Here is a 24,248-nt window from a genome sequence, read left to right on the forward strand (position 1 = left end):
AACAGGTTCAAGGTTCTCACAGGAGACACTTCGCAGGATACGAAGCCTGGCTTGGTCATTGATCAATTGTTCAGCCTCAGGGCCTGAGCCATCCTGCCTGACAAAGAACAGCGCGCGACCCGAAGGTGCAGACATGACAGAACAACACGTAAGCAGCATGGCGCTGCAAGGCCTGAAGGTCCTGGAAATGGGCCAATTGATCGCCGGCCCCTTCGCCAGCAAGATGCTCGGGGAGTTTGGTGCCCAGGTGATCAAGATCGAGCCGCCGGGCGTTGGTGACCCGCTGCGCAAGTGGCGCAAGCTCAAGGACGGCACCTCGCTCTGGTGGCATGTGCAGTCACGCAACAAGCAGTCATTGACCCTTAACCTGAAAGCAGCGGAAGGTCAGGAGATTGTCCGCCGGCTGGTGGCCGAAGCCGATGTACTGGTCGAGAACTTTCGCCCCGGCACGCTGGAAAGTTGGGGGCTGGGCTGGGACACGCTGTCGAAGATCAACCCGCGCCTGATCATGCTGCGCATCTCCGGCTACGGCCAGACCGGCCCCTATCGCGACCGCCCCGGCTTCGGTGTCATCGGCGAGGCCATGGGCGGCCTGCGCCACCTCACCGGTCACCCGGGACAGGCCCCGGTACGGGTCGGCATCAGCCTGGGCGATTCGTTGTCTTCCCTGTATGGGGTCATCGGCGTGCTGCTCGCTTTGCAGGAGCGCCACACCAGCGGCATGGGCCAGTTCATTGACGTGGCGCTGTACGAATCGGTGTTTGCCATGATGGAAAGCCTGGTCCCGGAGTACGACGCCTGTGGTTATATTCGCGAGCCCGCCGGCAGCGCCCTGCCGGGTATCACGCCGTCCAACTCCTATCCCTGCAACGACGGTCAATACGTACTGATCGCCGGCAACGGCGACAGTATCTACAAGCGATTGATGCAACTGATCGGCCGCCCGGATCTGGCCGACGACCCGCGCCTGGCGCATAACGACGGGCGTGGCGAACACGCCGAGCGTATCGATGCGGCCATCGCCGAATGGACCCGGCAACACGATCGAGATCAGGTCCTGGAGGCACTGAATCAGGCGTTGGTGCCGGCCGGATTCCCCTACACCGCCGCCGATATAGTCAAGGACCCGCACTACCTTGCGCGCCAGATGATCGAGACCGTGCAGACCAGCGCCGGCGCGCTGAAAGTGCCGGGCGTATTGCCCAAACTCAGCCGCACCCCGGGGCGTCTCGGCGCCGGCGGCCCACAATTGGGCGAGCACACCGACGACCTGCTGGCCGGTCTGGGCCTGAGCGGCGAACAGGTCCGCGGCCTGCGCGAACGCGGCATCATCTGAACAAGGCGACGCCTGCAAAAAAGCTTGCGCCCCTCACCGTTACCCGGAGAACCGCCCCATGAGCAAACGCCTGTACATCCAGGAAGTCGTCACCCGCGACGGCTTCCAGAGCGAAGCCCAGTTCATCCCCAGCGCAGACAAGATCGCCCTGATCGATCGCCTGGCGCAAACCGGCCTGGCGAAAATCGAAGTCACCTCGTTCACCTCGCCCAAGGCGATTCCCAGCCTGCGCGACGCCGAAGAGGTGATGCGCGGCATCCGTCGCGTGCCAGGGGTGGAATACAGCGTGCTGGTGCCCAATGTAAAGGGCTGTGAGCGGGCATTGGCCTGCGAGGTTGACGAGATCAACCTGGTGATGTCGGCCAGCGACAGCCACGGTTTAGCCAATCTGCGCATGACCGCCGAGCAATCGCTCGAGCAGTTCCGCCAGATCGTCGCCGTCAGCCAGGGAAGCGGCGTGTTCATCAACGCCTCGTTGTCGACCGCCTTCGGCTGCCCGTTCGAAGGCCAGGTCGCCGAAGCGCGGGTCCATGGGCTGATCCAGCGCTTGCTGGACATCGGCGTGCAGGGCGTGACCTTGTGTGACACCACGGGCATGGCCGATCCGGCGCAGGTCGCGCGCATCTGCCGGGAAGCCCTGGCGCGCTGGCCGCACACCCCGTTTACCCTGCACTTTCACAACACCCGAGGCATGGGGCTGGCCAATGCGCTGGCGGCACTGGAGGCCGGCATCGATCGTTTCGATGCCTCCCTCGGTGGGCTGGGCGGCTGCCCCTATGCGCCGGGTGCCAGCGGGAACATTTGCAGCGAGGATCTGGTGCACATGTTCCAGCGCATGGGGCTGGACACCGGCGTCGACCTGGACAAGTTACTGGCGGCAGCGGCCACCCTGCCAACGCTGGTCGGCCACCCGGTGCCTGGGGCAATCCTCAAGGCCGGCAAGTCCGACCGACGCTATGCAAAAGCTCAATAGAACCCAGGCCGGCAGCCTCGGCCCGAGGCTACCGCACCGATAGGCAAGCGCCTCAGCGCGCGCTCCAGCGTCCGCCAAAATTGTTATGGCGTCCTGCACAGACCATTCAAACCTGCTGGCTTTATCGCCAGCGCACCTGCCTTGTAAGCTCCATCTCGATCCCATTGACGACAAAGCCCACGAGTCATTGCCGATCATCGATCGGGGTTGAACCCGATGGTGTCCCTCGCCAATCAGTGTCTTCAATGTCGCCACGGATCTTCTCTTTGCAGACTGGGAGTCAACGATGAAGCTACAGGTCAATGAACGCGAACTGGAGGTGGATGCGCCCGCCGATATGCCGCTGTTGTGGGTCGTTCGAGACCTGATGAACATGACCGGCACCAAGTTCGGCTGCGGGATGGGTTTATGCGGCGCCTGCACCGTGCATATCGACGGCTCGCCCCAGCGCAGTTGCATCACGCCGGTCGGTGCCCTGGCCGGTAAAAAGATCACCACCATCGAAGGCCTGTCAGCCGATATCAGCCATCCGGTTCAGCGTGCCTGGACCGAACTGGATGTCGTCCAGTGCGGCTATTGCCAGTCCGGCCAGATCATGGCCGCCGCGGCATTGCTGACGAGCAACCCTGCCCCCACCGACGCCGACATCGATCAGGCCATGGCCGGGAATATCTGTCGCTGCGGCACATACCAGCGCATTCGTTTGGCCATCCACCGCGCCGCCGAATTGAGCAAGGCCTGACCCCATCCCATCAGCCACCTTTCAGCCAGGGAGTGCTCTGCAATGAATGCCACGATTGTCTCTTCTCGTCGCAGTTTTCTTAAGTCTGGTGCCGTGCTCGGCACTGGCCTGATTGTCGGTTTCACGGTGCCCGCCGGCAAACGCCTGATGGCGCAAGACCTGGAGTCCGCCGAATTTGCGCCCAATGCCTTCCTGCGCATAGCACCGGATGACAGCATCACCATTTTCCTGGCTCATGCCGAGATGGGTCAGGGGGTCTGGACCACCCTGACCCTGCTCATCGCCGAAGAACTGGACGCTGACTGGAGCACACTCAAGGTCGAGCATGCGCCGGCCGCCGCCGTCTATGCCAGTCTCCGGCGGGGGTTTCAGGGCACGGTCGGCTCTTCCAGCATTCGTGATGAGTTCGAGCGTTATCGCCGGGCGGGCGCAATGGCGCGGACGCTGTTGATCCAGGCGGCGGCCATTCGTCTCGGCCAGGCACCCAGCTCATTGAGCACAGAGCATGGCGAGGTCATCGCCGGCAATACCCGTCTGCGCTATGGCGAACTGGCCGAACAGGCCGCCACGCTGCCGTCGCCAGATCCGGCGACGCTTCCCCTGAAAAATCCGGCGGCGTGGACGCTGATCGGCAAGGGCGCCTTACGGCTGGACTCGCCAGAAAAGATCAGCGGTCGCGCGAAGTATGGCATCGACATCCAGTTCGACGGCTTGCTCTGCGCCGTGGTTGCACGGGCGCCGATGCTCGGCGGCAGGGTCCGCACCTTCGATGCGACCCAGGCCAAGGCACTGCCTGGCGTACGCCATGTGGTTCAGATCCCCAGCGGCATTGCGGTCGTCGCTGATCATTACTGGGCGGCCAAGCGCGGGCGCGATGCGCTGCAAGTGCAATGGGAGGCTGCAAGCGGCACCGTCATCCTCGACAGCGATCAGCAACGCCAGGATTTGACCGCCCTGACCCACACACCGGGCCCAGTCGTCACGCAACACGGCGAGGTCGAGTCAGCACAGAAGACGGCCCAAATAATAATCGAGATGACCTACACCGTGCCCTACCTCGCGCACGCCACAATGGAGCCACTCAACTGCACCGTGAAGCTCAGCGACGACGGCTGTGACATCTGGGTCGGCAGCCAGATGCAAACGTTCAATCAACGAACCGCCGCGAAGATCACCGGCCTTGCCCCTGAGCAAATACGTATTCACACCACCTTCCTGGGCGGCGGTTTTGGCAGGCGGGCGTTGCAGGATTTCATTGCCGAAGCGGTGGAGGTCGCCAAGGCTGTGAACGTGCCGGTGAAGACCCTCTGGAGCCGCGAGGATGACATGCAAGGTGGATACTACCGTTCAGCCTTCGCCCAACACCTGCGTGTTGCCCTGGGGTCGGACGGGCGACCGGTGGCCTGGTCGCAAACCTCGGCGGGTCAGTCGATATTTCCGGATGCGCCGGGCATTCATCCGACGTCTGTCGAAGGCATGAGCGACTCGCCCTACATCATGCGCAGCCCGGCGTATCGGGTCGAAGCGCACGCCCCCCGGTCGAACATTCCCGTGTGGTATTGGCGCTCCGTTGGCCATAGCCACAACGCGTTCGTCATGGAGAGCGCGGTGGATGAACTGGCGCACGCCGCCGGGCAGGACCCATTGGCGTATCGACGCCTGCTGCTTGAATCGGACCCACGGCACCTGGGCGTGTTGAACCTTGCCGCCGAACGCTTCGGTTGGGGGCGCACGCCGGCACCCGGACGCGGCCATGGCTTCGCCGTGCATCAATCATTTGGCAGCTACTGTGCTCAAGCGGTGGAGGTTTCCATCGAAGGGGGGAATATCCGCGTACATCGCGTGGTGTGCGCGATCGACTGCGGCATCCCGGTCAACCCTGACAACATCAAGGCACAGATGGAAAGCGCTATTGTCTTCGGTCTCAGTGCAGCGTTGTTCGGGCAGATGAGCATCAAGGAGGGCCGGGTCCAACAATCCAACTTTCACGATTACCGGGTACTGCGCATCAACGAAATGCCGCGGATCGAGGCGCATGTACTGCCCAGCACCGAGAGCCCTGGCGGTGTAGGCGAACCGGCAACGCCCCCTATCGCTGCGGCCGTGGCCAACGCGGTTTTCGCGCTGACGGGTCAACGCTTGCGTGACCTGCCGTTGCGTCCATCGAGCAGCGCATGAAGCGAAGGCCGTCAGGTCAGGGGGCCAAAACGTTCGACATAAAGAGCGCTCACCCACTCGACAAACACCTTGAGTCTCGGGGAGAGCTGGCGGTGATACGGATACAGCACCGAAATCGGCAGTCCGGGACTGGGCCAATCACTGAGGACCTCGACCAACGCCCCTGACGCCAGGTATTGCTCCACGCGAAAGCGCGGCACCTGGATCAGTCCGCAGCCGTTCAACGCACAGCAGCAGTAGGACTCGGCGTCATTCACTGAAATCCAGCCGCCCGGCTCCAGCTCGACCGCCTGGCCGTCAATGACGAAGGTGAAGGGGTAACGTATGTCGTGGTTGCTGGCAAAGAAGCCCACGGCCTGATGTTCAGCAAGCTGCTGTGGAGACGTTGGCGTGCCGTGTTCGGCCAGATAGCCGGGGCTGGCACAGACGACTTCAGGCATCAACGCCAGCCGCTTGGCCACCAGCGAAGAATCACGCGGATTACCTGCACGGACCACGCAATCGACGCCTTCGCTGACCAGGTCCACCAACCGGTCACCGCAACTGATGACCAGATTGATTTCGGGATAGCGCCGATGAAAATCCTGGATGTTCGGGAGGATGATCCGGGTCGCATGGCTGCCGTGCAAATCCAGACGCAAGGTGCCGCGTGGATTCGCCACGACCGTGCTGAGTGAAGACTCGGCATCCTCCAGATCGGCGAGCACAGCCTTGCACCGCTCATAGAAGGCCTGGCCGTCGAGTGTCGGCCGCACCTGCCGGGTTGTTCGCTCAAGCAGACGCGCCCCGAGTTGGCGCTCCAGTTGCTTGATGGCCAGCGTCGCCGTAGCCCGCGGGATATCCAGACCATTGGCTGCACGAGTAAAGCTGCCTTGCTCGATGATGCGGATGAACAGTTGCAAGGCATCGAATTTGTCCATCGTTGACGCCTTTTATGGGTGAGGGATGAACAGTCTTACCTGCGATACCTGACTAATCCAGCCCTTTGAAGCAATCAGTATTACTTTCACGACGGCGCAAGGGGGCACGGTGCGCCGATTGTTCATGGGAGGTGAATTGTCATTGCAGCCCGGTCGATTTATCCATCGACAGGAAGACACCACAATCTCCTCGTCAGCCTTTGATAAAACCAACCCAGGACATCATTCAGATGAAACCGACCTCTCCTGCTCCCCATGCTGAACAGCCCTCGAAGCTGCTCTTTCCGGCCGTGGGTGTTTTTTACCAATCGGGCGAGCCTCTGGCTTATGCAATGCTCAGGTTATGCCTGGGCATCATCATGGTGACCCATGGCTTGCCCAAGCTCTTGGGAACTTCACACGGGTCAATGGCCGACCCCATGGCCGGTTCGATTCACTTGATCGAAAACGTGCTGCATTTGCCATTCCCCCAACTATTGGGCCTGTTCGTCGCCTGGCTGGAAGGCTTGGGTGGATTGCTGCTAGCCCTAGGATTGGCAACCCGGCCATTGGCAGTGGCGATGGCCATACAGATGGCGGCGATCGCCTACATCCTTGGCCCGAACTGGCCCTGGATAGACCGAGGCATCGAATACCCGGTATTGATGGGCTTTCTTTTCACGTATATCGCCTTCAAGGGGGCCGGTCGTCATTCACTGGACCGCTTGCTTGGTCGTGAAATCTGATCCCTTCAAGGTAATGGGTGCCGCCGATGTCGGTCGGCCACGAGCTCGGCGTGCGGATCCATTCGCTCAACGGCGAAGGACGTGCCGCTCTCTGTAGACATGGCGGCACCAGTCCCCACCTCCAATGCATCCTGCCGATTATCAGCACGCTGTCCCAGCTGCCACCCCAGGTAGGCCCACAGCAACGCGCAACCGGCGCCAATCAGCGCCGCCAGGCCGGCGCCCTGCCCCAGCATGTCGAGCAGGCTCTTGGCCCAACCGCTCACGGCGTCACCCCCGCGATACACCACGGTGTCGATGAAGTTTTTGGCCTTGTACTTACTCTCGGCGTCCAAGGGTGCGAACAACATTTCCCGACCCGGTCGGACGAACGCGTATTCACCGATTCGTCGCACGATCATCAATGCTGCAAGCAGCGCGAAGCCGGGGGCCAACGCAAGGCCGACGAACCCGATGCACATGAGCAGCGGCACGATCGCCAGCAACGCACGCACCCCCAACTTGGGCGCAATGCGTCCGGTGATGAACAACTGAGAGACCAGGGCGCCTGCCTGCACGATGAAATCAATGGTGCCGAAAACCCGGACTTGCGCCTCGCGACTTGGGAAATGTTCGGCCACCAGGCGCGCCTGCTCGAAGTAGAGAAAGGTGGTGACCGTCGCCAATAGCACGACGAACCCGGCAATCCCCAACAAATAGGGAGACCTGAGCACCGCCGTCAAACCGCTGAACGGGTTGCCCTGCAGTGGCTGCCTGGGGCTTTGCGTCGGCGCTGCACCGGGCCGACCAGCCCCGCCCTTTTCGCGCCATCCCATCAACGCGCGCTTCAATACCAACGTGACACCGAGCAACAGGGCCGCCAGAAACATCAACCCCGATGCGCCGATGGCGTCAATCAGTGCCGCGCTCAGGGCCGGCCCCAGCAGCCCGCCGATGCTCGCGCCGGCCGCGATGAAAGCAAATAAACGCTTGGCCTGCTCACTGTCGAACACATCCGCCATCAGGCTCCAGGCCACGGACACCACGAACAGGTTATAAACCGATATCCATACGTAAAAAGTCCGGGCCAGCCAGACACTGTCCGATTGAAACTCAAACAGTTCGACGAACATCAGCAAGTTGATCCCGAAGAAGCCATACACCCAATCGACGAGACGCAGGCGCGGGACCCTTGAGCTGACCCAGGCAAACAGAGGAACGGCCGCCAGCATCACCAGGAAAGTCGCCGTGAACAGCCATTGCAGATTCTCCACGCCCGCCGCGATGCCCATCGATTCACGTATCGGGCGCAGCATGAAGTAGCCGGTGAAGAGGCAGAGAAACAACAAGAACCCGCACAGCGCCGGGCGCAGCTCATCATCACGGGCGTTAACGGCGTGGCTCAGCCGATGCAGGTAGGAAGGCGTACGCATGGAAACTCCTGGAAGGCGCAACAGGCCAGAGGGGCTGGGCACGGAACGGATTGCCGTGCCCAAGCGTTGATCAGCGGTAGGTAACGCCGGTCAGTTGCTCGGAGATGCTCCAGAGCTGTTCGGCATCTGCCTCATCGGTGGCGGCCGGCGGCAGCCTGGCGAAGCCCAGCGGGCCGCGTTTTTCATCGTCACCGGTCGGCCCGTAATAGGCACCACCCACCGCCTCAGGTGCGGTGGCGGCATACAGGGTGGGCAGCGCCCCCTGTGCAGCGGAATGGTAGGCGTCGCGATCCTTGGCCCATCGCTGGCCGAACTCGCTGTTCAGACCCGGTCCACGCGCGACCAACTCGGTGACGGCGACGCCAGGATGCGCAGCAATACTGCGAATGTCCCAATCTTCGGCCTCGCTGCGCTGCTGCAAGGCCAATGTCCAGTGGAGGATGGCCAGTTTGGATTGCGCATAAGCGGCCAGTGGCTGGTACTGCTGCTCGGCTTGCAAGTCGTTGAAGTTGATTGTTCCGCGAGCTGCGGCGATGCTCGACAGGCTCACCACGCGGGCGTCCTGGCTTTGACGTAACAACGGCACCAGCAAGCCAGTCAGCGCGAAGTGACCCAGGTAGTTGGTCGCCAACTGGAGTTCGAAGCCATCCGCAGAGACGCCCCGCTCAGGAGGCGCCATGATGGCGGCATTGTTGATCAATACATCCAGGCGCGGCAGTCTCTGGTTGAGACGCTGGGCCAAGTCGCGTACCGATGAAAGATTGGCCAGATCCACGGCCTCGAACTGCACCTTGGCGTCGGGTACGGACTGTTTGATTTGCGCGATGGCCTGCGCGCCCCGCTCCGGGTTGCGCGCAGCAATGATCACGTCGGCGCCGGCCCGCGCCAGTGCCAGTGCGTCCTCGTAGCCCATGCCGCTCGTGCCGCCGGTGATCAGGACAATTCGACCTTTCTGGGAAGGCATGTCGCGGGTCGACCAGTCCGGTTTCGGCTCGGCGCGACTGGACGCATCGATACTGACCGCGCTGAGCAGCACGGCGCCAACGGTCAGTGTTCGAGCCAGCTTCACCAGTCGGCTCAAATGATTCGATAGGCCAGTTTCGGTTGCTGCTGTTCTGATGCTCATGGTTTTAGCCCTTTATTTGGATGAAGAACCAGCACCGCCGGACGGTCACTGGAGCGTGCACACCTCAGACTGCTGGAGAAAGCTGACGCGCTCGGTGACCCCCTGGGTATTCACGTAAGTCATCTTGGCGCGCACGACCTCGCACACCTGCGACTTCGGTTCTTCAATGCGGATGACCCTGGCGATGTCCAGCGGCATGCCATATTCGTAGGCGGGAACATCGTTTTTTTCTTCGGCAAACAGAGGCAAACCGCTCAGAGTGATAAATGCCAGAAGACTGGCTATCGACACGTTTTGAATATTCATAGTGGACTCCACGACTGTCCTTACCGGGATGGTCGTAGCACTCTAAGGAGGGGCGACTGACGTCAAGGTGACTGCTGACTGACAGGAAGATGTCAAACGCCGGCGAGCCACGCCGGGCATCGCGTGACGATGACTAGCGGGCTGCTTGGCTGATCAGGGAAAATCCAAAGGTATTGAAGCCATCCTTGCTGTGGGCGAACACTCGTCCACCGTGCATGGACGCTATTGCCCGCACAATGGACAGACCCAGGCCATGGTGCGCGTCGCTTCGCGCCCGGGCGACATCGGCGCGATAGAAACGCTCGAACAAGCGCTGCAGGTGCACGTCGTCAATGGGCTCACCCGCATTGGAAACGCTCACCTCGACCTGCATACCGTGGCTGACCAGATTCACCGTGATGGTGCTCCCCGGTACCGCGTAACGCGCTGCGTTGTGCAGCAGATTGGCCAGGGAGCGATGAAACAGGCGCCGGTCGATGCGCACGCACATGTCGCCTTCGATCGCCACGTTCAAATGTTTGTCGAGCAACACGGGCTCAAGGTATTCCACCGTCTTTGACGCCTCCTCGTAGAGCGAGACATCACTGAGCTCGGTTGCACGCTGCCCACTTTCCGCACCCGCCAGGAACAGCATGTCATTGACGATGGTGCCCATGCGTTCAAGCTCTTCCAGATTCGACTGCAGCAGATCCTGAAGCTCAGCCACATCACGGCCGTGAGCCAACGCGACCTGGGTCTGCCCGATCAGGTTGGTCAGCGGCGTTCTCAACTCATGGGCGACATTGGCATTGAACCCTTCGAGCTGGCACCACGCGGCCTCCTGGCGAGCCAGGGCCCCGTTGAACGACACCGCCAGTTCCTGTAACTCGTCGGGCAGTGCCTCGGTGTCCAGTCGCTGCTTTGAATCACCCGGCGGCAGGCTATTGGCCTGACGGCTCAGGCGCCTGACCGGTCCCAGGCCGAAACGCGCGATCCAGTAACCCAACAGCGCCACCAGTACGACGCCCAGCGCCGACGTCAGGATCAGCGTCTTGGTGAAATGGTCCAGGGTCTTCATGAACGGCGTTGAATCGAGCCCCACGATAAAGCGCAACTCCGGGCGATTACCCATGGCGGGGATGGTCTTGACTTGCAGCACCATGGGACGATCCCGTTCGGGTATCGCCATGCTGAAGAACCCATCCGGGCGCTTCGACCAATCCTGGCCGTCCGGCATCCCCCCGCCATAGCTGTAGGCCGGGTTGTCCACCAAGACCCAATAACGCACCCGCTCATCCGTGGGCGTCAGGCCGTCCAGCTTTTCCCGCAAGCCGATCCAGAACGCCGGTGAATCGTATTTTGCGAGCACCGGATCAAGGACGGAATGACGCAGAATCAACTCGTTTTGCATCTGCTCTTCGAGCGACGTCTTCAAGGAGCAGCGCAGCAGCGTCGCGCTGATCGCGGTGATCAGCATGACCGAAAGCGCAAACATCAGGGCGAGCCGCTTGGATATCGATCCTTTCATCATGACGTACCACTTTGTCTGCCGTCGGCTTCACGGCTTTCCAGTACATAGCCCATGCCCCGCACGGTATGCAGCAGTTTGCGCGAATAAGGTACATCGACCTTGGCCCGGACACGCTTGATCGCCACTTCGACGACGTTGGCATCACTGTCGAAATTCATGTCCCAGACCTGCTCGGCAATCATCATTTTGGAAAGAATCTCTCCTTGATGGCGCGCCAGCAGGCTCAACAGACAAAATTCCTTGGCCGTCAGGTCCAGCCGCAGGCCGGCCCTGGTCACCTTGCGCGCCTGCAGGTCGACCTCCAGGTCGTCGATGCGCAGATGGGTCAGGTCAGCCGAGTCTGCGGTGCGCCGACGGATCAATGCCTGGACGCGGGCGACCAGTTCGGCAAAGGAAAAGGGTTTGCCGAGGTAGTCATCAGCGCCCTCGCGCAATCCGCGAACGCGATCATCCACCGTGCCCCTGGCCGACAACATGATGACCGGGGTTTTCTTCTGCAGGCGCAAGCCCTCCAGCACGCCATAGCCGTCCTTGCCCGGTAACATGACATCAAGGATCACGACGTCATACTCCATCTCCAGCGCGTAATGCAGCCCATCGATACCGTTACTCGCCACATCAACAATGTAGCCGAGCTCACTCAGGCCACGATGCACATAGGAGGAGGTCTTTTCTTCGTCCTCGACGATGAGCAGGCGCATCAGGTAACTCCTCTCGGAAAGCGGGACAACCAGACAAACAGGAGCCCGGTTTGCGTTATTTTTGCACACGACCTGCAAAGTAGCCTGTAGCTACCCTCCGCCAGTCTAGACAATGAAGGTGTCCACAAACTGACCGCTTCCTGACATTCTTGTCAGAATCGGCTGAGCAGAAAACGAATAGGGCCGGAGCGTTTGCGCAGGGCGCTTAGCGGGCACTAGCCCTGGACAAATATCGTTGAACGATCACCGCCACGCAGTCAACGATGGCCGTGCGGCCAAAACACAGGGTGCGCTTCGGTATGTCTATGTGAGTGTCCCCTCAGCGGTGGGCGCGCCAGATGGAAAAGTTCAACGCCGCAGCGATACAGAGCCACGCAAGGTAGGGAAACAGGATCAGACCGGTGATCAGGTCCAGGCGCAATGCCAACACCACCATCGCAGCCACGACAAGCCACAGCAGTGTGATGATCAACATGCCTGCGAAAACTTGATGCGCGCCAAAAAATACTGGTGTCCATAAGGTGTTGAGGGCTATCTGCGCCGCCCACAATGCCAGCACCACTTGGCTGCCCGGTATCAGCGTCAAGCGATACCCTGCCCAAGCCAGAAGCAGGTAGATCAACGCCCAGGCGACCGGGAACAGCCAGTTGGGCGGTGTGAAGCTGGGTTTGGCGAGGGATTCGTACCATGGGCCGGGTTTGAACAGGATGCCGGTGCTCGCCGCAGCACCACAGGCCAGGAGAAAAATAAAGAAAGTCATCATCTGCCCTTGGTTCAAGTTAATCGTCTGGTGTAGAGCGGTCATGCTGGAATCATTGAGTCATCAGCGCGTAGACGAACGTTCCCCACCCTTACCCATTCCCGAACATCTGCCACAACGACGCCCCCACCCCGGTAATGCTCTCCCCGGCAATCAACCCCGCCGCCGCGGTGATGGCAAAGCGTTCTGCAAGGCTCGGCCAGCGGCAGCTCACCAGCCAGGTGAGTACCGCGCCGAGGGCCATCATCAGTGACACCGAGGCTGGCAAGACGAAGGCCAGGCCCAAAGCCGCCGTGCTTGGCAGGTAACGGGCCCGGTGCGCGGGCAGTACACTGTCGAGGATCCCTAGCAGCAAGCCGGCCACGGCGCCGATGATGACCGCCCAGCGAATGCTCGCTGACAGTGAGTCCAGCCCCAGGGTCAGGGTTTGCGCCACGGCTTTCCAGGTGGCGACCGCCGGGGCCGGCCATTCCTGGGTGAGCAACATCCCTTGCGGGTCCGGGATCAGGGCCAGGTAGGCCAACACCCCGACGATGCTGCCGACGAATATCCCCAGGGTTTGCGCGATCAACTGCTTGCCCGGCGTGGCGCCAATCGCCCGGCCCACCTTGAAGTCGTTCATCAAGTCCGTGCATTGCCCAGCCGAACCGCCGGCGGTGTTGGCGCTCATCAAGTTGATCGGCACCTGCCCCGGGGCGACGATGCCAAAACTCAGTTGGGATAATTGTCCGATGGCCCCGATGGGGGCAATGCCCGTGGCGCCGACCACACGGGCGGCCACAGCCGCCAGGCAGATCGCCAAGGGAATGGTCAACAAGGCCATCCACGGGTTGATGCCGAACAACAGCGTTTGCAAGCTCACCACCAAGATAATCGCCAGCAGGAAACCGGTGGCGGGCCCCGCCTTGGGGGGCACCCAGGTCGTCCCACCGCCTGCCCTGGTGGACTTGTGCAAGGCCCACAAGCGAATCGCCAGAGAGGTCAGGGTCGCACAGACCATCAGGCTCACGCCCGGCCACAGCAACCACTCCACCAGCGCCGCGAACTGCGGACCGCTACTGTCCGGCGGCAGTTGCACCAGACCTTGCGCCAGCAGCCACGGCGCCAACCCGCCCCACGCCAGCAAAGCGCCGAGCAGCAGGGTCAGGCCGACGCGAATCCCGATGATCGCGCCAAAACCGACCAACAACAGCGAAGGATCAGCGGTAAACGTCAGGCGTTCCAACTGCGGGGTCGGCGACCAGCGCGGGAAGGCCCACAGAAAGGTATCAACCCCTTTGACCCACCCCGACAGCAACGCAGCGCTGAGCAGCACCTTCAAGCGCTTCGCCGCTTCGTGGCCGTGGTTGTAGATGTGCAAGAGGGTTTCCAGGGTCGCCATGCCCTCGGGGAATTTCAGCGCCTTGTCGTTGAGCAATGAGGGCCGTAGGTACCAGGCGATCCAGACCCCCAGGAAGCTCACCGAAAACACCCAGGCGACCATCGGGATGACGTCCAATTGTTGACCGGTCAGCAAGGTATAGGCCGGGATCGGCGCAACCAGCCCACCGGAAATGATTGACGCAGCGGCCGAGGCCACGGTCTGGTTGATGTTGCTTTCGTGCAGCGTCCAAGGCAGTTGAGCGGCCGAACGCTTGGCCAGGCCTTGCCAGATGCCATAGCCGATCAGCAAGGCAATGATCGACATGTTGAATGACCAGCCGATCTTGAGGCCGGCGTAGACATTGGAGGGCGTCAACAGGATACCGATTACGATGCCGGTACTGACCGCTCGCAGACTGAGTTCACGTTCGACAGGGTAAGCCAGGGCGATGGTTGGCGAGGTTGGGTGCATGCGAATTCCTTATCGGCAATGAGACAGCGCGATCACTCAACGCGGCGACTTAACAAATGAGCGCTGCATTGGCGGAAGGTTCACATGACTGCGAGAAGCCCCTGCCAGCACGGGACGTTCCTGCCCAGGCGTTCGCGGGGGGGTTAAGAAGTCGCGTTCAACTGCTGCTCCTGTTCATCACCCATTTTCTGGATCAAGCCTGAGCAGGTGCCCAGCCGAGGGCAATCACAACACTCATCGCGCAACGGGTCAAACCGACTCATTAACTACGGCTGATGGCAGACCTCAGATTTTTTCCCTTGTCGCGTTTTCCATAGGGAATACCCGCTTGCCCCGCGAAAAACGCCAACGAATTGGCGCCGATATTTGAAATCTGAAAAAAACTGAACAAACGACGTTTTTCCGACGATTGGACCGTGCGGGCCATTGCTGAGGATTTGAAAGCAGGCCCATCATCCGACTGTCACCGCCAGCATTTCAGGGCCTGACGGCAGAGCAATTAATCGCATCGCTCTATAGGAGCATTCAGGATGATGACTGTTTATTTTGTGGTTATGGCGATCTGCAGCGGCGTTGAAGGTTGTGTAGAAGAGCGAAAGCCGGGGCCGACTTTTGCCTCCAGGGCGGTGTGCATGGACAACGCCCGGGCGATGGCGCCGCGCAAAAGCGTGAAATTCAAATGTCGCAGTGAGCGCCTCTGGGTGCCGGTTGAGGCGCGGGGCGTAGACGGCAACGAAAGCGTTGTTTCAACCGGCGCGCACACCCAGCCTTAGCACGGTGAGCGGTGAGCGGTGAGCGGTGAGCCATCAGCCACTCAACACCGCCTTAAGCAACGGGTCATTCAGGTACGCGACATTCAATCGCGTCCAGGGATTGATACGCGACTGCTCCGGTGAAAATATGTGACCAGGAGCAATCATGAATCCCTTCGGCAGCAGTTGCCGGGTCAGCTCCCTGGCGTCGTCAATGTGGGCAAACCGGGCCCACAGATACAGACTCTGCTCTGGCCGAAAGAACACCTCGGCGCCTATCTCATCGAGCATCTGCAAACCTGCCGCAGTGGCGCTCTTGAGCCGCTCCTGCAGGCGGATCTGATGTCGCAGAAAATGCCCCTCCGTCAGGATGACATCAATGGTTCGCTCACACAGCTCCGAAGTGCTGGTGTGCAGGAGCATTTTCAGATCACCCAGTTCGTCGATGACGTCCTTGCTTCCTGCGATAAACCCCACCCTCAATGCCGCAGAAACCGATTTGGAAAAACTGCCCACGTACAGTGAACGGTTCAATTGATCCAGCGCAGACACCTTGATGGCCGACGCCGGTTTGAAATCAGCCAACGCGTCGTCGTCCACCAGGATAAAGTTGTGCTCATGGGCTAACTGGACCAGTCGATGGGCTTTGCCGGGGGAGATATCGGAGCCCGTCGGATTGTGCCCAACCGACTGAATGAAAAATAATTTCGGCTTGTGCAACAGAAGATGCTGCTCCAGCACGTCCAGGTCCGGCCCGTCCGGCAATCGGGGCACGGATAACATCCGCGCCCCTTGCAGTTGCAGCTTGCCAAACAGCGGGTAATAGCCTGGATCCTCGACAAAAACGTGATCCCCGGGGGCAATGAAACGGCGGATGATCAGATCCAGTGCGTGATTGGCCCCATGGGTCGTTACGATTTGCCGCGCACTGGCGGTAATTGAATAGCTCGCCAGTTTTTGCACCAGGTGTTGGCGCAGTGCAGCGTTGCCCAGCCGGTTGCCGTAGCGAAAAAGCGTGGTGACCCCCATGCGCATGATCTGGCGCGTGAACTTGTCCAAGCGCAGATCCATCAGCCACTCTACAGGCGGAAAACCTTCACCCAAGGGCGAGTGACCCGGCTCACGGACAAATTGCTGGCGCATCAGCCAGATGGTGTCCATCGCCCGGGTAAAGGGCAGCGGCTCTTCCGGTTCGCTGCTGCTCGGCGCACCTCGTGTCACGAAGAACCCCTGCCCGTGACGCGCCTCGACCAGCCCTTGGGAGGCCAGCGATTCATAAGCGTTGATCACCGTATTTTTCGAATGACCAAACAAACGCATGCACTCGCGCAAGGACGGTAAACGGTCCCCCACTTGGTAGGTGCCGTTGCCGATCTGCGCAACCAATGAAGCCGTCAGCTCCTGGGCAAGCGTCAGTCGCGCCATTGTACGAAGTCCTGGATGAATGATTCGCAGAGGGTACAGCTTAGGTACTGTCTGTCCAAACTGTACCTTTTTTGCCAGGACACATACGCATAGGGTGGCAGGCATTGAAAAACAATAACTGCAACTGGGTGCCTTCCATGAGTATCGACTCCCGCCTCCCGATGTTCCGTAACCTGTCGCCAGCCGAACGCTTGAACCACTTGCAACAGCTGCTTGAGCTTGCAGAAGCTGATGTTGCCCTGCTTCGCGATGCCGGCGCCCTGCCCCTGGAAATAGCCGATGGCATGATCGAAAACGTCATCGGGAAATTTGAATTGCCCTACGCTGTCGCGAGCAACTTCCAGATCAACGGCCGCGACGTCATCGTGCCGTTGGTCGTCGAGGAGCCTTCGGTGGTCGCCGCCGCCTCGTTCATGGCCAAACTGGCGCGCGAAGCCGGCGGTTTCCAGACCTCCAGCTCGCTGCCGCTGATGCGCGCGCAAGTGCAGATCGTAGACATCGACGATCCCTTCAATGCCCGTCTGAGTCTGTTGCGCCGCAAGGACGAAATCATCGAACTGGCCAACCGCAAGGATCAACTGCTGAACCAGTTGGGTGGCGGTTGCCGCGATATCGAAGTGCATACCTTCGCCCAGAGCCCCCGCGGCCCCATGCTGGTTGCCCACCTTATCGTGGATGTACGCGATGCGATGGGGGCCAATACCGTAAACACGATGGCTGAAGCCGTGGCCCCGTTGATGGAACAGATCACTGGCGGCAAGGTACGCCTGCGCATTCTGTCGAACCTGGCCGACCTGCGGCTTGCCCGGGCCCAGATCCGCATTGCACCGGAACATCTCACCACCAAGGCCTACCGGGGTGAAGACGTCATTGAAGGCATTCTCGATGCTTACAACTTTGCAGTGGTCGATCCCTATCGTGCAGCCACCCACAACAAGGGCATCATGAACGGCATCGACCCATTGATCGTCGCCACCGGCAACGACTGGCGCGCGGTGGAAGCCGGGGCACACGCCTATGCCTGTCGTAACGGACATTACGGGTCACTGACGACCTGGGAAAAAGATGGCAGGGGCCATCTGGTGGGAACGCTGGAAATGCCCATGCCCGTTGGCCTGGTCGGCGGCGCGACCAAGACTCACCCGCTGGCGCAATTGTCGTTACGCATCCTGGGCGTGAAAACCGCTCAGGAACTTGCCGAGATAGCCGTGGCGGTCGGCCTCGCCCAAAACCTGGGGGCGTTGCGTGCGCTGTCTACCGAGGGGATACAACGCGGGCACATGGCCTTGCATGCCCGCAACATTGCGCTTTCGGCAGGAGCCAGGGGCGATGAGGTCGATTGGCTGGTCACGCAGATGGTTCAGGCTCGGGACGTACGCTCGGACAAAGCCGCTGAACTTCTTGAGCAAAAACGCGCGCAGGCGTCGGACTCGTAGCCACGAACACAAGCACATCTCTTCACATTCATAACAATAAAACCCTCCAGGGGCAGTGGGAGAATCCTGATGAAATCCGAACTATTCGAAGTATGGGGCGACACGGTTGATGGTCGCCACCTGCTCTACTCCATAGGCATTGGTGCAGCCGTCAGCCTTGGCGCTTTTTTTATCGCCCAGCACCTGCTTGTCGGCTGGGTGGACTCCGCGCAGATGGCCCGCGCCTACGCGATGCTGGTAGGGATTGTGGGCTGCCTGGCAGGTGGCGCCATCAGTGCGCTGCTTTTCAAACCCAAGCGCCATGTCATAGAACACCTGGCTGATCCGGCCTGGCGCGCAAAAATCCTGATTGAGTTGCAGAACGAGTACGGCCCACTGGGCAGTCTGGCTGATCTGCCGCCGGCCACGATCGCGGAACTGCGTGAAATGGACCTGTATGATCTGTTCGCCGATTACGAGAAAGGCCTTGGTGCGCCCGCGAAAAGTCCTGCTGCAACCGCTGCCGTTGGGGTCGGCGCAGTCAGTGGCAATGGAGGTCAATCATGATCGTTCCACTGATGGATCAGGTCCTGATGGCACTGGGCATGGGGATCCTGGGGGCGGTGATTTTTGCCGGGATCGGGCTCATCTCCGGGAGCGATGAAACCACCACCCTCGCCCCTTTGACCTTGCTGGTCGTCCTGCTGGGTGTCCCGGCCCCCGGCGTGCTGACGTTCTTTCTGGCCGGCGCCGTCGCCAAACATATGACCCATGCTGTCCCGACGGCGTTGCTGGGTATTCCTGGCGACACCATGGCGACGCCATTGATGCGCGAGGCCAACTTTCTGCGCAACTTGGGCGTGCCCCACATTGCCCTGCGCAAGATGATTTCCGGGGCGGTCATTGCCGCGTTGATCGCCGTGCCAATGGCCGTATTGTTCGCGCTGATGCTGGCGCCGTTCGGGGACATGATCAAGCAGGCTGCGCCTTGGGTGTTCCTGCTCGCGGCGGTGGCGATCGCGTGGTTCTCCAAAGGTCGTCTGGCGGCCGTGCTGACGTTGATTCCGTTCGTCATGATCATCGTTGGCCTGCAAACCATGACCGCACAGTTCGGGGTCAAGCTCAGTGTCAGTTACTTTCTGGGCATCGCCATTGGCCCGTTGATCGCCGCGCTGTTCTCGCTGCTCGCGCCCGCCGAGCGGGAAACCATGCGACGCCAACAAGTGCGCACGTTTTCCCTGTCGCCCGACGTAAAAAGCTGGGGCGGATTTTTTCCTAATCCGCTCAGGGTTCTGGACAGCAAGCAGAGCCTGTGGACGGCCATTACTGCGGTGATCTCCAGCGCGACCTTTGTGTTCAGTCCGGTGGCCATGACCGTCATCATGGGCGAGCTCGTCGGTTCGAGGGTCAAGCATGTCTACCATCGCCTGACCACGGTCATCACCGCCCGAAACGGCGTTACGGAATCAACCTACCTGGCCGAAGCCTTGATCCCGCTGATCGCCTTCGGCCTGCCACTGAGCCCTGTCGCAGCGGGCCCGGCAGCGCCACTGTTCAACGCTCCGCCGCGCTTTAGCGTGGACGCGGCGACAGGCGAGGTGAACAACTTGCATTCACTGCTCAGCACCTGGGAGTTTTTTGGCTACGGGTTATTGGCGGTGGTCGTCGCCATCCTGATCGCTTACCCCTTCACCATGAATTACGCCCACAGAGCCGCGTCCTACGTGTCGCGCAAGATCAGTCACGAAGCGGTGATCTCGACCTTTGTCGGCCTGATCCTGGTGATCGGCATTTGGGAAGGTGGCCTGCTGGGGTTGCTGGTGATCGTCACCATCGGCCTGCTGGGCGGTTTCCTCTCACGCTTTTTGGGGTTCAACATCGGTGTGCAGTTCATGGGCTATTACACAGCCGTACTGTCTGTTCCCGCCCTGGTTGCCCTGATGAATGCGTGATGTTTTTAACCCTCTACAACAGTGTTCAGATAACCCACAACGGTGATGCGAATGACTCTGAAAATATCGGTACTGGCAGCGGGTGCGATCATGGCCTTTTCGCTTTGCACCGCAGCGTTTTCCGCTACGAAAAGCCCACTGGTCGGAACATGGAAAATGGTCAGCGCAACCATTGAACGCGAGGGCATCCGATCGGATGCGTACGGCCCCAATCCACATGGATGGCTGGTGTTCACTGAAGATTTGACGTTTGTCGAGGTGCTCACCGATCCGCGAGTGCCCGCGTTTCGATCCAGCGTTCGGGGCGAAGGAACCGATGAGGAAAACCGAGCAGCGATGGCTGGGAGCATCGGTTTTTTCGGACGATATACCGTCGACCAGAACGGTGAATTCACCGGCAATACCGTCGAAGGATCGACGTTCCCGAATTGGGTGGGCGCGACACGTACTCAAGATGACCTGCAACTGAAAGTCGAGGGCAACCGGATGGTGGAAAATTTCCAGCGTCCCGATGGTACGAAGGTCCATATCATCTTTGAGCGGGTGAAGTAGCTGTGCGTCGCGAGCAGCCCAGACCGGGCCGGCTCAATCCAAGGTGAGCTGAGCACAGCTCAGCCCACGCTTGCGCAACGCGGGTATCCACTTGCCCCACGGCTTACCAGATCGGCACCGTGTAGAGCACCAGGAAGCGGGTCTGGTTTTCATCGCGAAACGCCGCCCCGGCCGGGAAGTCGTTGCGATAGATCGATTTGCGCACCATCAACCCGACATTCTTCAGCGGACCGCCCTGGATCACATAGCCCAGTTCCATCTGGAATTCCCGCTCCTTACGGTCGTCGGCATTGAGTGCCGCCAGTTCGATATTGTCACCGCGCACGTAACGCAGCCGGCTCTTCAAGCCGGGCACCCCGGCGGCGGCGAAGTCATAATCGTAGATCGCCTGCCAGGTCCGTTCCTTGGCGTTGAGAAAGTCCGAGCTCATGGTCAACTCGCTCATGCCCATCAACTCAGTGCCTGACACATAAGGCGTCGCTGTATCGCCGCTGGCATGCATGTAACCCAGGCTCAGGCGATGACCGCCAAAGCGATAACCGAACAACGCTGAGAGGTTGCGGTTGTCCACCTTGCCGGCCTTGGCACTGCCCTCTTCGTCGCTGAAAAAGCTGCGCAGATCGGAGGTCAACGTGCCTTCGCCCACTTGCACGTTATGCAGCAAGGCCAGGGTGTTCTGCTGGTACAGGTCGGCTACTTCAGCGTGATAAGCCCGCAGGCTGAGGTCTTTGTTTACCTGATAATCGCCACCGACATAGGCCATGTGCGATGAGGTGGCCGCACCGTTGAAACGACCGTTCGGCGAAGCGATGCTCATTGGCTGGTAGTCGGTGGAGTCACGCTTGTTGATGCGATCGATGTAGCCGGTATTGAGCGTCAGTCCGTCGATGTCCTTGGAACTGAGCGTGGTGCCGCGAAACGTCTGCGGCAGCAACCGCGAGGGGCTGGCGAAGGCGAACGGCAGAAAGATCGACACATCGCCGCTCTTCACCGTGGTTTGCGCAAAGCGCATTTTGCCGGTCATGGCCAGGCGCGAATATTCGTCCGCCGCGCGCTTGTCGCTGCTGGACACCGGCAGCAATTCAGTGCCGCTGCGGTCCGGTGAGGAGTCCAGCTTGACCCCCATCAACCCACGGGCGTCCAGGCCGAAACCGACAATGCCCGACGTAAAACCCGACTCCACATTCATGATGAAGCCCTGAGCCCATTCCCGAGCCGCGGTTTTTGCCCCCTCGTCCTTGTAATCCCGATCCAGGTAGAAGTTGCGCAAGGTCAATGTGCCATGACTGTCGTCGATGAAGCCTTCCGACAGGGCTGGGGTGGCAATCACCCACAAGCCCAGCAGAACCAGACGTTGCGTGCAAAGAGGTGAGACTGAGACCGTCGCAAAGACGCCCCGGGGTGAATCCGTCATGGTCGATGTCCACTTATTGTTGTTGTTTTTTGAACGGGATCGCCAGGTACGTCCCTGGGATCTCTTGGGCCTGAGAGTGGGAAAAGCCTGAAGCGCCGTCAATCCATAATGGCCGATAATCGAACGTTAATATTCGTATCTACTTTTAAAATAAGACAACACGTAGGTGTCATCCTATTGATCCACATAGATTTATTCGGTTTTTTCCAAGTCATTTTCATGAATGTTCATTTTTTAGTTATCTTTGTTAATCTTAATTGCGGCTTGACATAGCGGGATGCGAGCAAGCCTGCGTGCACGTCAGCACACTCACAAAAACAATAAAGAGGTTTGCCATGGACACCCCATCACGTCGCACGACGCTGACCATTGCCCTGTGTTTTATCGTCGCTTTGATTGAAGGCTTTGACCTGCAAGCTGCTGGCACTGCCGCCGCAGGGCTGCGCCAGACCTTCGCCCTGGACCCGAAAATGATGGGTTGGGTGTTCAGTGCCGGCATCATCGGTTTGCTGCCGGGCGCCTTCTTCGGTGGCTGGATTGCCGATCGCATCGGTCGCAAGAAAATCCTCATCGCCGCGGTGTTGCTGTTTGGCGTGTTTTCGCTCAGCACGGCCTATGTCGGCTCTTTTTCCAGCCTGCTGCTGGTGCGCTTCATGACTGGCCTGGGCTTGGGCGCCGCCCTGCCCAACCTGATTGCCCTGTGTGCCGAAGCCGTGGGCGAGCAACGGCGCGGTACGGCCATCAGCATCATGTATGCCGGCGTGCCATTGGGTGGGGCTCTGGCGGCGGTGGTCGCCATGCTGTTTCCCGAACACTGGCAGACGACCTTCATCATCGGCGGGCTCGCGCCGTTGCTGGTGGTGCCACTGATGATGGTGTTGCTGCCCGAGTCCAGCGCCTTTCGCCAGCAACAAGACACCGCCAACCCCACGCGCACTTCAACCGGCCAGGCCTTGTTCGGTGAAGGCCGGGCCGGCGTGACCCTGGCGTTGTGGCTGAGCTACTTCTTCACCCTGACCGTGATGTACATGTTGCTCAACTGGCTGCCCTCGCTGCTGTTGGAACAGGGCTTCAGTAAACCCCAGGCAGGCCTGGTGCAGATGCTGTTCAATATCGGCGGTGCCCTCGGCTCCCTGCTTGGCGGCCTGTTGCTGGATCGCTGCAACGGCATCAAGGTGGTGCTGTTCGTGTACACCGGGTTATTGGCGGCGCTGGGCGGGGTCGGCCTGTCCGTGGGCATCGTTCCGATGGCCATCGCCGGCTTTGCAGCCGGGTTGTTCGTGATGGCCGCGCAACTGGTGCTTTACGCCCTGGCGCCACCTTCGTACCCGACGTCGGTGCGGGCCACCGGCGTTGGCGCAGCGGTAGCGATCGGTCGTTTGGGCTCGGTGGCCGGCCCTTTGGCCGCCGGGCAGATTCTGGCGGCCGGAGCCGGCACCACCGGTGTCTTGCTGGCCACCTCGCCCGGTTTGGTGATTGCGGCATTGACGGTCATCAGCGTCATTGTCCGCTCTGCCCCGCTGACCGTCTCGATGAACAAGGCCAAAGCCTGATAACCGCAGGGGCGCACCGCCCGCTCAGTCAGCGTTCGGTGGTGCTCGCCTATATATCGTTTTTCGTTAATGTAATTGGATTATGATCGCCCCCACACTGCCACAACCCCAGGTGTGACCATGGCCGATCCCGCTGGAACTGACCGTAGCCCTTGGGCGGTCTTTCTGATTTTCTTACGCTTGGGCTTGACCTCTTTCGGTGGCCCCATTGCCCACTTGGGCTATTTTCGCGAAGAGTTCGTGACGCGGCGACAGTGGCTGAGCGAACGCAGCTATGCGGATCTGGTTGCTCTGTGCCAGTTCCTGCCAGGGCCCGCCAGCAGCCAGGTCGGGATCGCGCTCGGGCTGTCACGGTCTGGCTACGCCGGGGCGGCCGCCGCATGGGCAGGCTTCACACTACCGTCAGCGATTGCCCTGATTCTGTTTGCGCTGGGCATCGCCCGTTACGGCGATGCGCTGCCTTCCGGCGTGCTGCATGGTTTGAAGGTGGTGGCGGTCGCCGTGGTGGCCCAAGCGGTATGGGGGATGGCGCGCAATCTTTGCCCGGATGCACCGCGCATCACCCTCATGGCGGCAGCGGCCTGCTTCGTCCTCCTGATGCCGACGGCATGGGGACAGGTAACGGTCATTGCCATCGCAGCGATCATCGGCCTCGTGCTGTT

General features: G+C 60.5%; 22 protein-coding genes. 12 read left to right on the top strand and 10 right to left on the bottom strand.

Going from position 1 to position 24,248, the window contains the following annotated elements; genetic code table 11:
- Positions 1-133 precede the first annotated feature (133 nt).
- The 4 genes from AAIS01_RS25245 to AAIS01_RS25260 all read left to right on the top strand — a co-directional run bounded on the left by AAIS01_RS25245 (position 134) and on the right by AAIS01_RS25260 (position 5,229).
- Entirely contained in the window at positions 134-1,336 is a 1,203-nt protein-coding gene (locus AAIS01_RS25245; RefSeq protein ID WP_092396567.1) for a CaiB/BaiF CoA transferase family protein, read from the top strand.
- Positions 1,337-1,394: 58 nt separating this feature from the next.
- Positions 1,395-2,309, top strand: coding sequence for a hydroxymethylglutaryl-CoA lyase (locus AAIS01_RS25250; protein ID WP_343471194.1), 915 nt, complete (start codon positions 1,395-1,397; stop codon positions 2,307-2,309).
- Between the two features lie 286 nt (positions 2,310-2,595).
- Positions 2,596-3,051, top strand: coding sequence for a (2Fe-2S)-binding protein (locus AAIS01_RS25255; RefSeq protein ID WP_343471195.1), 456 nt, complete (start codon positions 2,596-2,598; stop codon positions 3,049-3,051).
- Positions 3,052-3,093: 42 nt separating this feature from the next.
- Positions 3,094-5,229 carry a xanthine dehydrogenase family protein molybdopterin-binding subunit gene (locus tag AAIS01_RS25260; RefSeq protein ID WP_343471196.1) on the top strand — a complete coding sequence of 712 codons (2,136 nt, stop codon included), beginning with the start codon at positions 3,094-3,096 and terminating at the stop codon, positions 5,227-5,229.
- A gap of 11 nt (positions 5,230-5,240) precedes the next feature.
- On the opposite strand, the gene AAIS01_RS25265 is transcribed toward AAIS01_RS25260, so the two are convergent.
- Positions 5,241-6,149, bottom strand: coding sequence for a LysR family transcriptional regulator (locus tag AAIS01_RS25265; protein WP_343471197.1), 909 nt, complete (start codon positions 6,147-6,149; stop codon positions 5,241-5,243).
- Positions 6,150-6,379: 230 nt separating this feature from the next.
- Here AAIS01_RS25265 and AAIS01_RS25270 point away from each other — a divergent pair, with 230 nt between their 5' ends.
- Positions 6,380-6,874: a DoxX family protein gene (locus AAIS01_RS25270; RefSeq protein ID WP_343471198.1), complete on the top strand. Its 495-nt coding sequence runs from the start codon at positions 6,380-6,382 to the stop codon at positions 6,872-6,874.
- A 5-nt stretch (positions 6,875-6,879) separates the two neighbouring features.
- Here AAIS01_RS25270 and AAIS01_RS25275 read toward each other — a convergent pair whose 3' ends face one another.
- The 7 genes from AAIS01_RS25275 to AAIS01_RS25305 all read right to left on the bottom strand — a co-directional run bounded on the left by AAIS01_RS25275 (position 6,880) and on the right by AAIS01_RS25305 (position 14,523).
- On the bottom strand, positions 6,880-8,286 hold the full coding sequence (locus tag AAIS01_RS25275; RefSeq protein WP_343471199.1) for an NTP/NDP exchange transporter: 1,407 nt from the start codon (positions 8,284-8,286) through the stop codon (positions 6,880-6,882).
- 70 nt (positions 8,287-8,356) lie between these two features.
- Complete coding sequence (locus tag AAIS01_RS25280) at positions 8,357-9,412, bottom strand: oxidoreductase (protein WP_343471200.1); 1,056 nt, start codon at positions 9,410-9,412, stop codon at positions 8,357-8,359.
- A 45-nt stretch (positions 9,413-9,457) separates the two neighbouring features.
- Positions 9,458-9,718, bottom strand: a complete 261-nt coding sequence (locus tag AAIS01_RS25285) for a DUF2790 domain-containing protein (RefSeq protein WP_186653136.1) — start codon at positions 9,716-9,718, stop codon at positions 9,458-9,460.
- 133 nt (positions 9,719-9,851) lie between these two features.
- Positions 9,852-11,228 carry a heavy metal sensor histidine kinase gene (locus AAIS01_RS25290; protein WP_343471201.1) on the bottom strand — a complete coding sequence of 459 codons (1,377 nt, stop codon included), beginning with the start codon at positions 11,226-11,228 and terminating at the stop codon, positions 9,852-9,854.
- Positions 11,225-11,929, bottom strand: a complete 705-nt coding sequence (locus AAIS01_RS25295) for a heavy metal response regulator transcription factor (protein ID WP_343471202.1) — start codon at positions 11,927-11,929, stop codon at positions 11,225-11,227. Before AAIS01_RS25295 ends, AAIS01_RS25290 begins: the two co-directional genes overlap by 4 nt.
- A 319-nt stretch (positions 11,930-12,248) precedes the next feature.
- Complete coding sequence (tspO, locus tag AAIS01_RS25300) at positions 12,249-12,689, bottom strand: tryptophan-rich sensory protein TspO (RefSeq protein ID WP_343471213.1); 441 nt, start codon at positions 12,687-12,689, stop codon at positions 12,249-12,251.
- 91 nt (positions 12,690-12,780) lie between these two features.
- Positions 12,781-14,523: an OPT family oligopeptide transporter gene (locus tag AAIS01_RS25305; protein ID WP_343471203.1), complete on the bottom strand. Its 1,743-nt coding sequence runs from the start codon at positions 14,521-14,523 to the stop codon at positions 12,781-12,783.
- 530 nt (positions 14,524-15,053) lie between these two features.
- On the opposite strand from AAIS01_RS25305, the gene AAIS01_RS25310 reads away from it, so the two are divergent.
- A complete protein-coding gene (locus AAIS01_RS25310; RefSeq protein ID WP_343471204.1) occupies positions 15,054-15,296 on the top strand; it encodes a hypothetical protein in 243 nt (80 codons plus the stop codon).
- Between the two features lie 33 nt (positions 15,297-15,329).
- On the opposite strand, the gene AAIS01_RS25315 is transcribed toward AAIS01_RS25310, so the two are convergent.
- Positions 15,330-16,700 carry an aminotransferase-like domain-containing protein gene (locus AAIS01_RS25315; RefSeq protein ID WP_343471205.1) on the bottom strand — a complete coding sequence of 457 codons (1,371 nt, stop codon included), beginning with the start codon at positions 16,698-16,700 and terminating at the stop codon, positions 15,330-15,332.
- 137 nt (positions 16,701-16,837) lie between these two features.
- Between AAIS01_RS25315 and AAIS01_RS25320 the strand changes: the two genes are divergently transcribed.
- From AAIS01_RS25320 to AAIS01_RS25335, 4 genes are all read left to right on the top strand, one after another.
- Positions 16,838-18,136: a hydroxymethylglutaryl-CoA reductase, degradative gene (locus AAIS01_RS25320; protein WP_343471206.1), complete on the top strand. Its 1,299-nt coding sequence runs from the start codon at positions 16,838-16,840 to the stop codon at positions 18,134-18,136.
- A 69-nt stretch (positions 18,137-18,205) separates the two neighbouring features.
- Positions 18,206-18,682, top strand: coding sequence for a hypothetical protein (locus tag AAIS01_RS25325; protein ID WP_343471207.1), 477 nt, complete (start codon positions 18,206-18,208; stop codon positions 18,680-18,682).
- Complete coding sequence (locus tag AAIS01_RS25330; RefSeq protein ID WP_343471208.1) at positions 18,679-20,067, top strand: tripartite tricarboxylate transporter permease; 1,389 nt, start codon at positions 18,679-18,681, stop codon at positions 20,065-20,067. The genes AAIS01_RS25325 and AAIS01_RS25330 overlap by 4 nt, the downstream gene beginning before the upstream one ends.
- Before the next feature lie 51 nt (positions 20,068-20,118).
- Positions 20,119-20,619 carry a lipocalin-like domain-containing protein gene (locus tag AAIS01_RS25335; RefSeq protein WP_343471209.1) on the top strand — a complete coding sequence of 167 codons (501 nt, stop codon included), beginning with the start codon at positions 20,119-20,121 and terminating at the stop codon, positions 20,617-20,619.
- A gap of 103 nt (positions 20,620-20,722) precedes the next feature.
- Here the strand turns inward: AAIS01_RS25335 and AAIS01_RS25340 are convergent, their stop codons facing one another.
- Positions 20,723-22,033 (bottom strand): OprD family porin, encoded by a 1,311-nt coding sequence (locus tag AAIS01_RS25340; protein ID WP_343471210.1) that lies wholly within the window; start codon positions 22,031-22,033, stop codon positions 20,723-20,725.
- 335 nt (positions 22,034-22,368) lie between these two features.
- On the opposite strand from AAIS01_RS25340, the gene mhpT reads away from it, so the two are divergent.
- Both mhpT and AAIS01_RS25350 read left to right on the top strand, forming a co-directional pair.
- Positions 22,369-23,586, top strand: a complete 1,218-nt coding sequence (gene mhpT, locus AAIS01_RS25345) for a 3-(3-hydroxy-phenyl)propionate transporter MhpT (RefSeq protein ID WP_343471211.1) — start codon at positions 22,369-22,371, stop codon at positions 23,584-23,586.
- Positions 23,587-23,706: 120 nt separating this feature from the next.
- A partial coding sequence (locus AAIS01_RS25350) for a chromate transporter (RefSeq protein WP_343471212.1) occupies positions 23,707-24,248 on the top strand: 542 nt, incomplete at its 3' end.

This window comes from Pseudomonas halotolerans (assembly GCF_039581215.1).
Taxonomy (GTDB): Bacteria; Pseudomonadota; Gammaproteobacteria; order Pseudomonadales; family Pseudomonadaceae; genus Aquipseudomonas; species Aquipseudomonas tehranensis.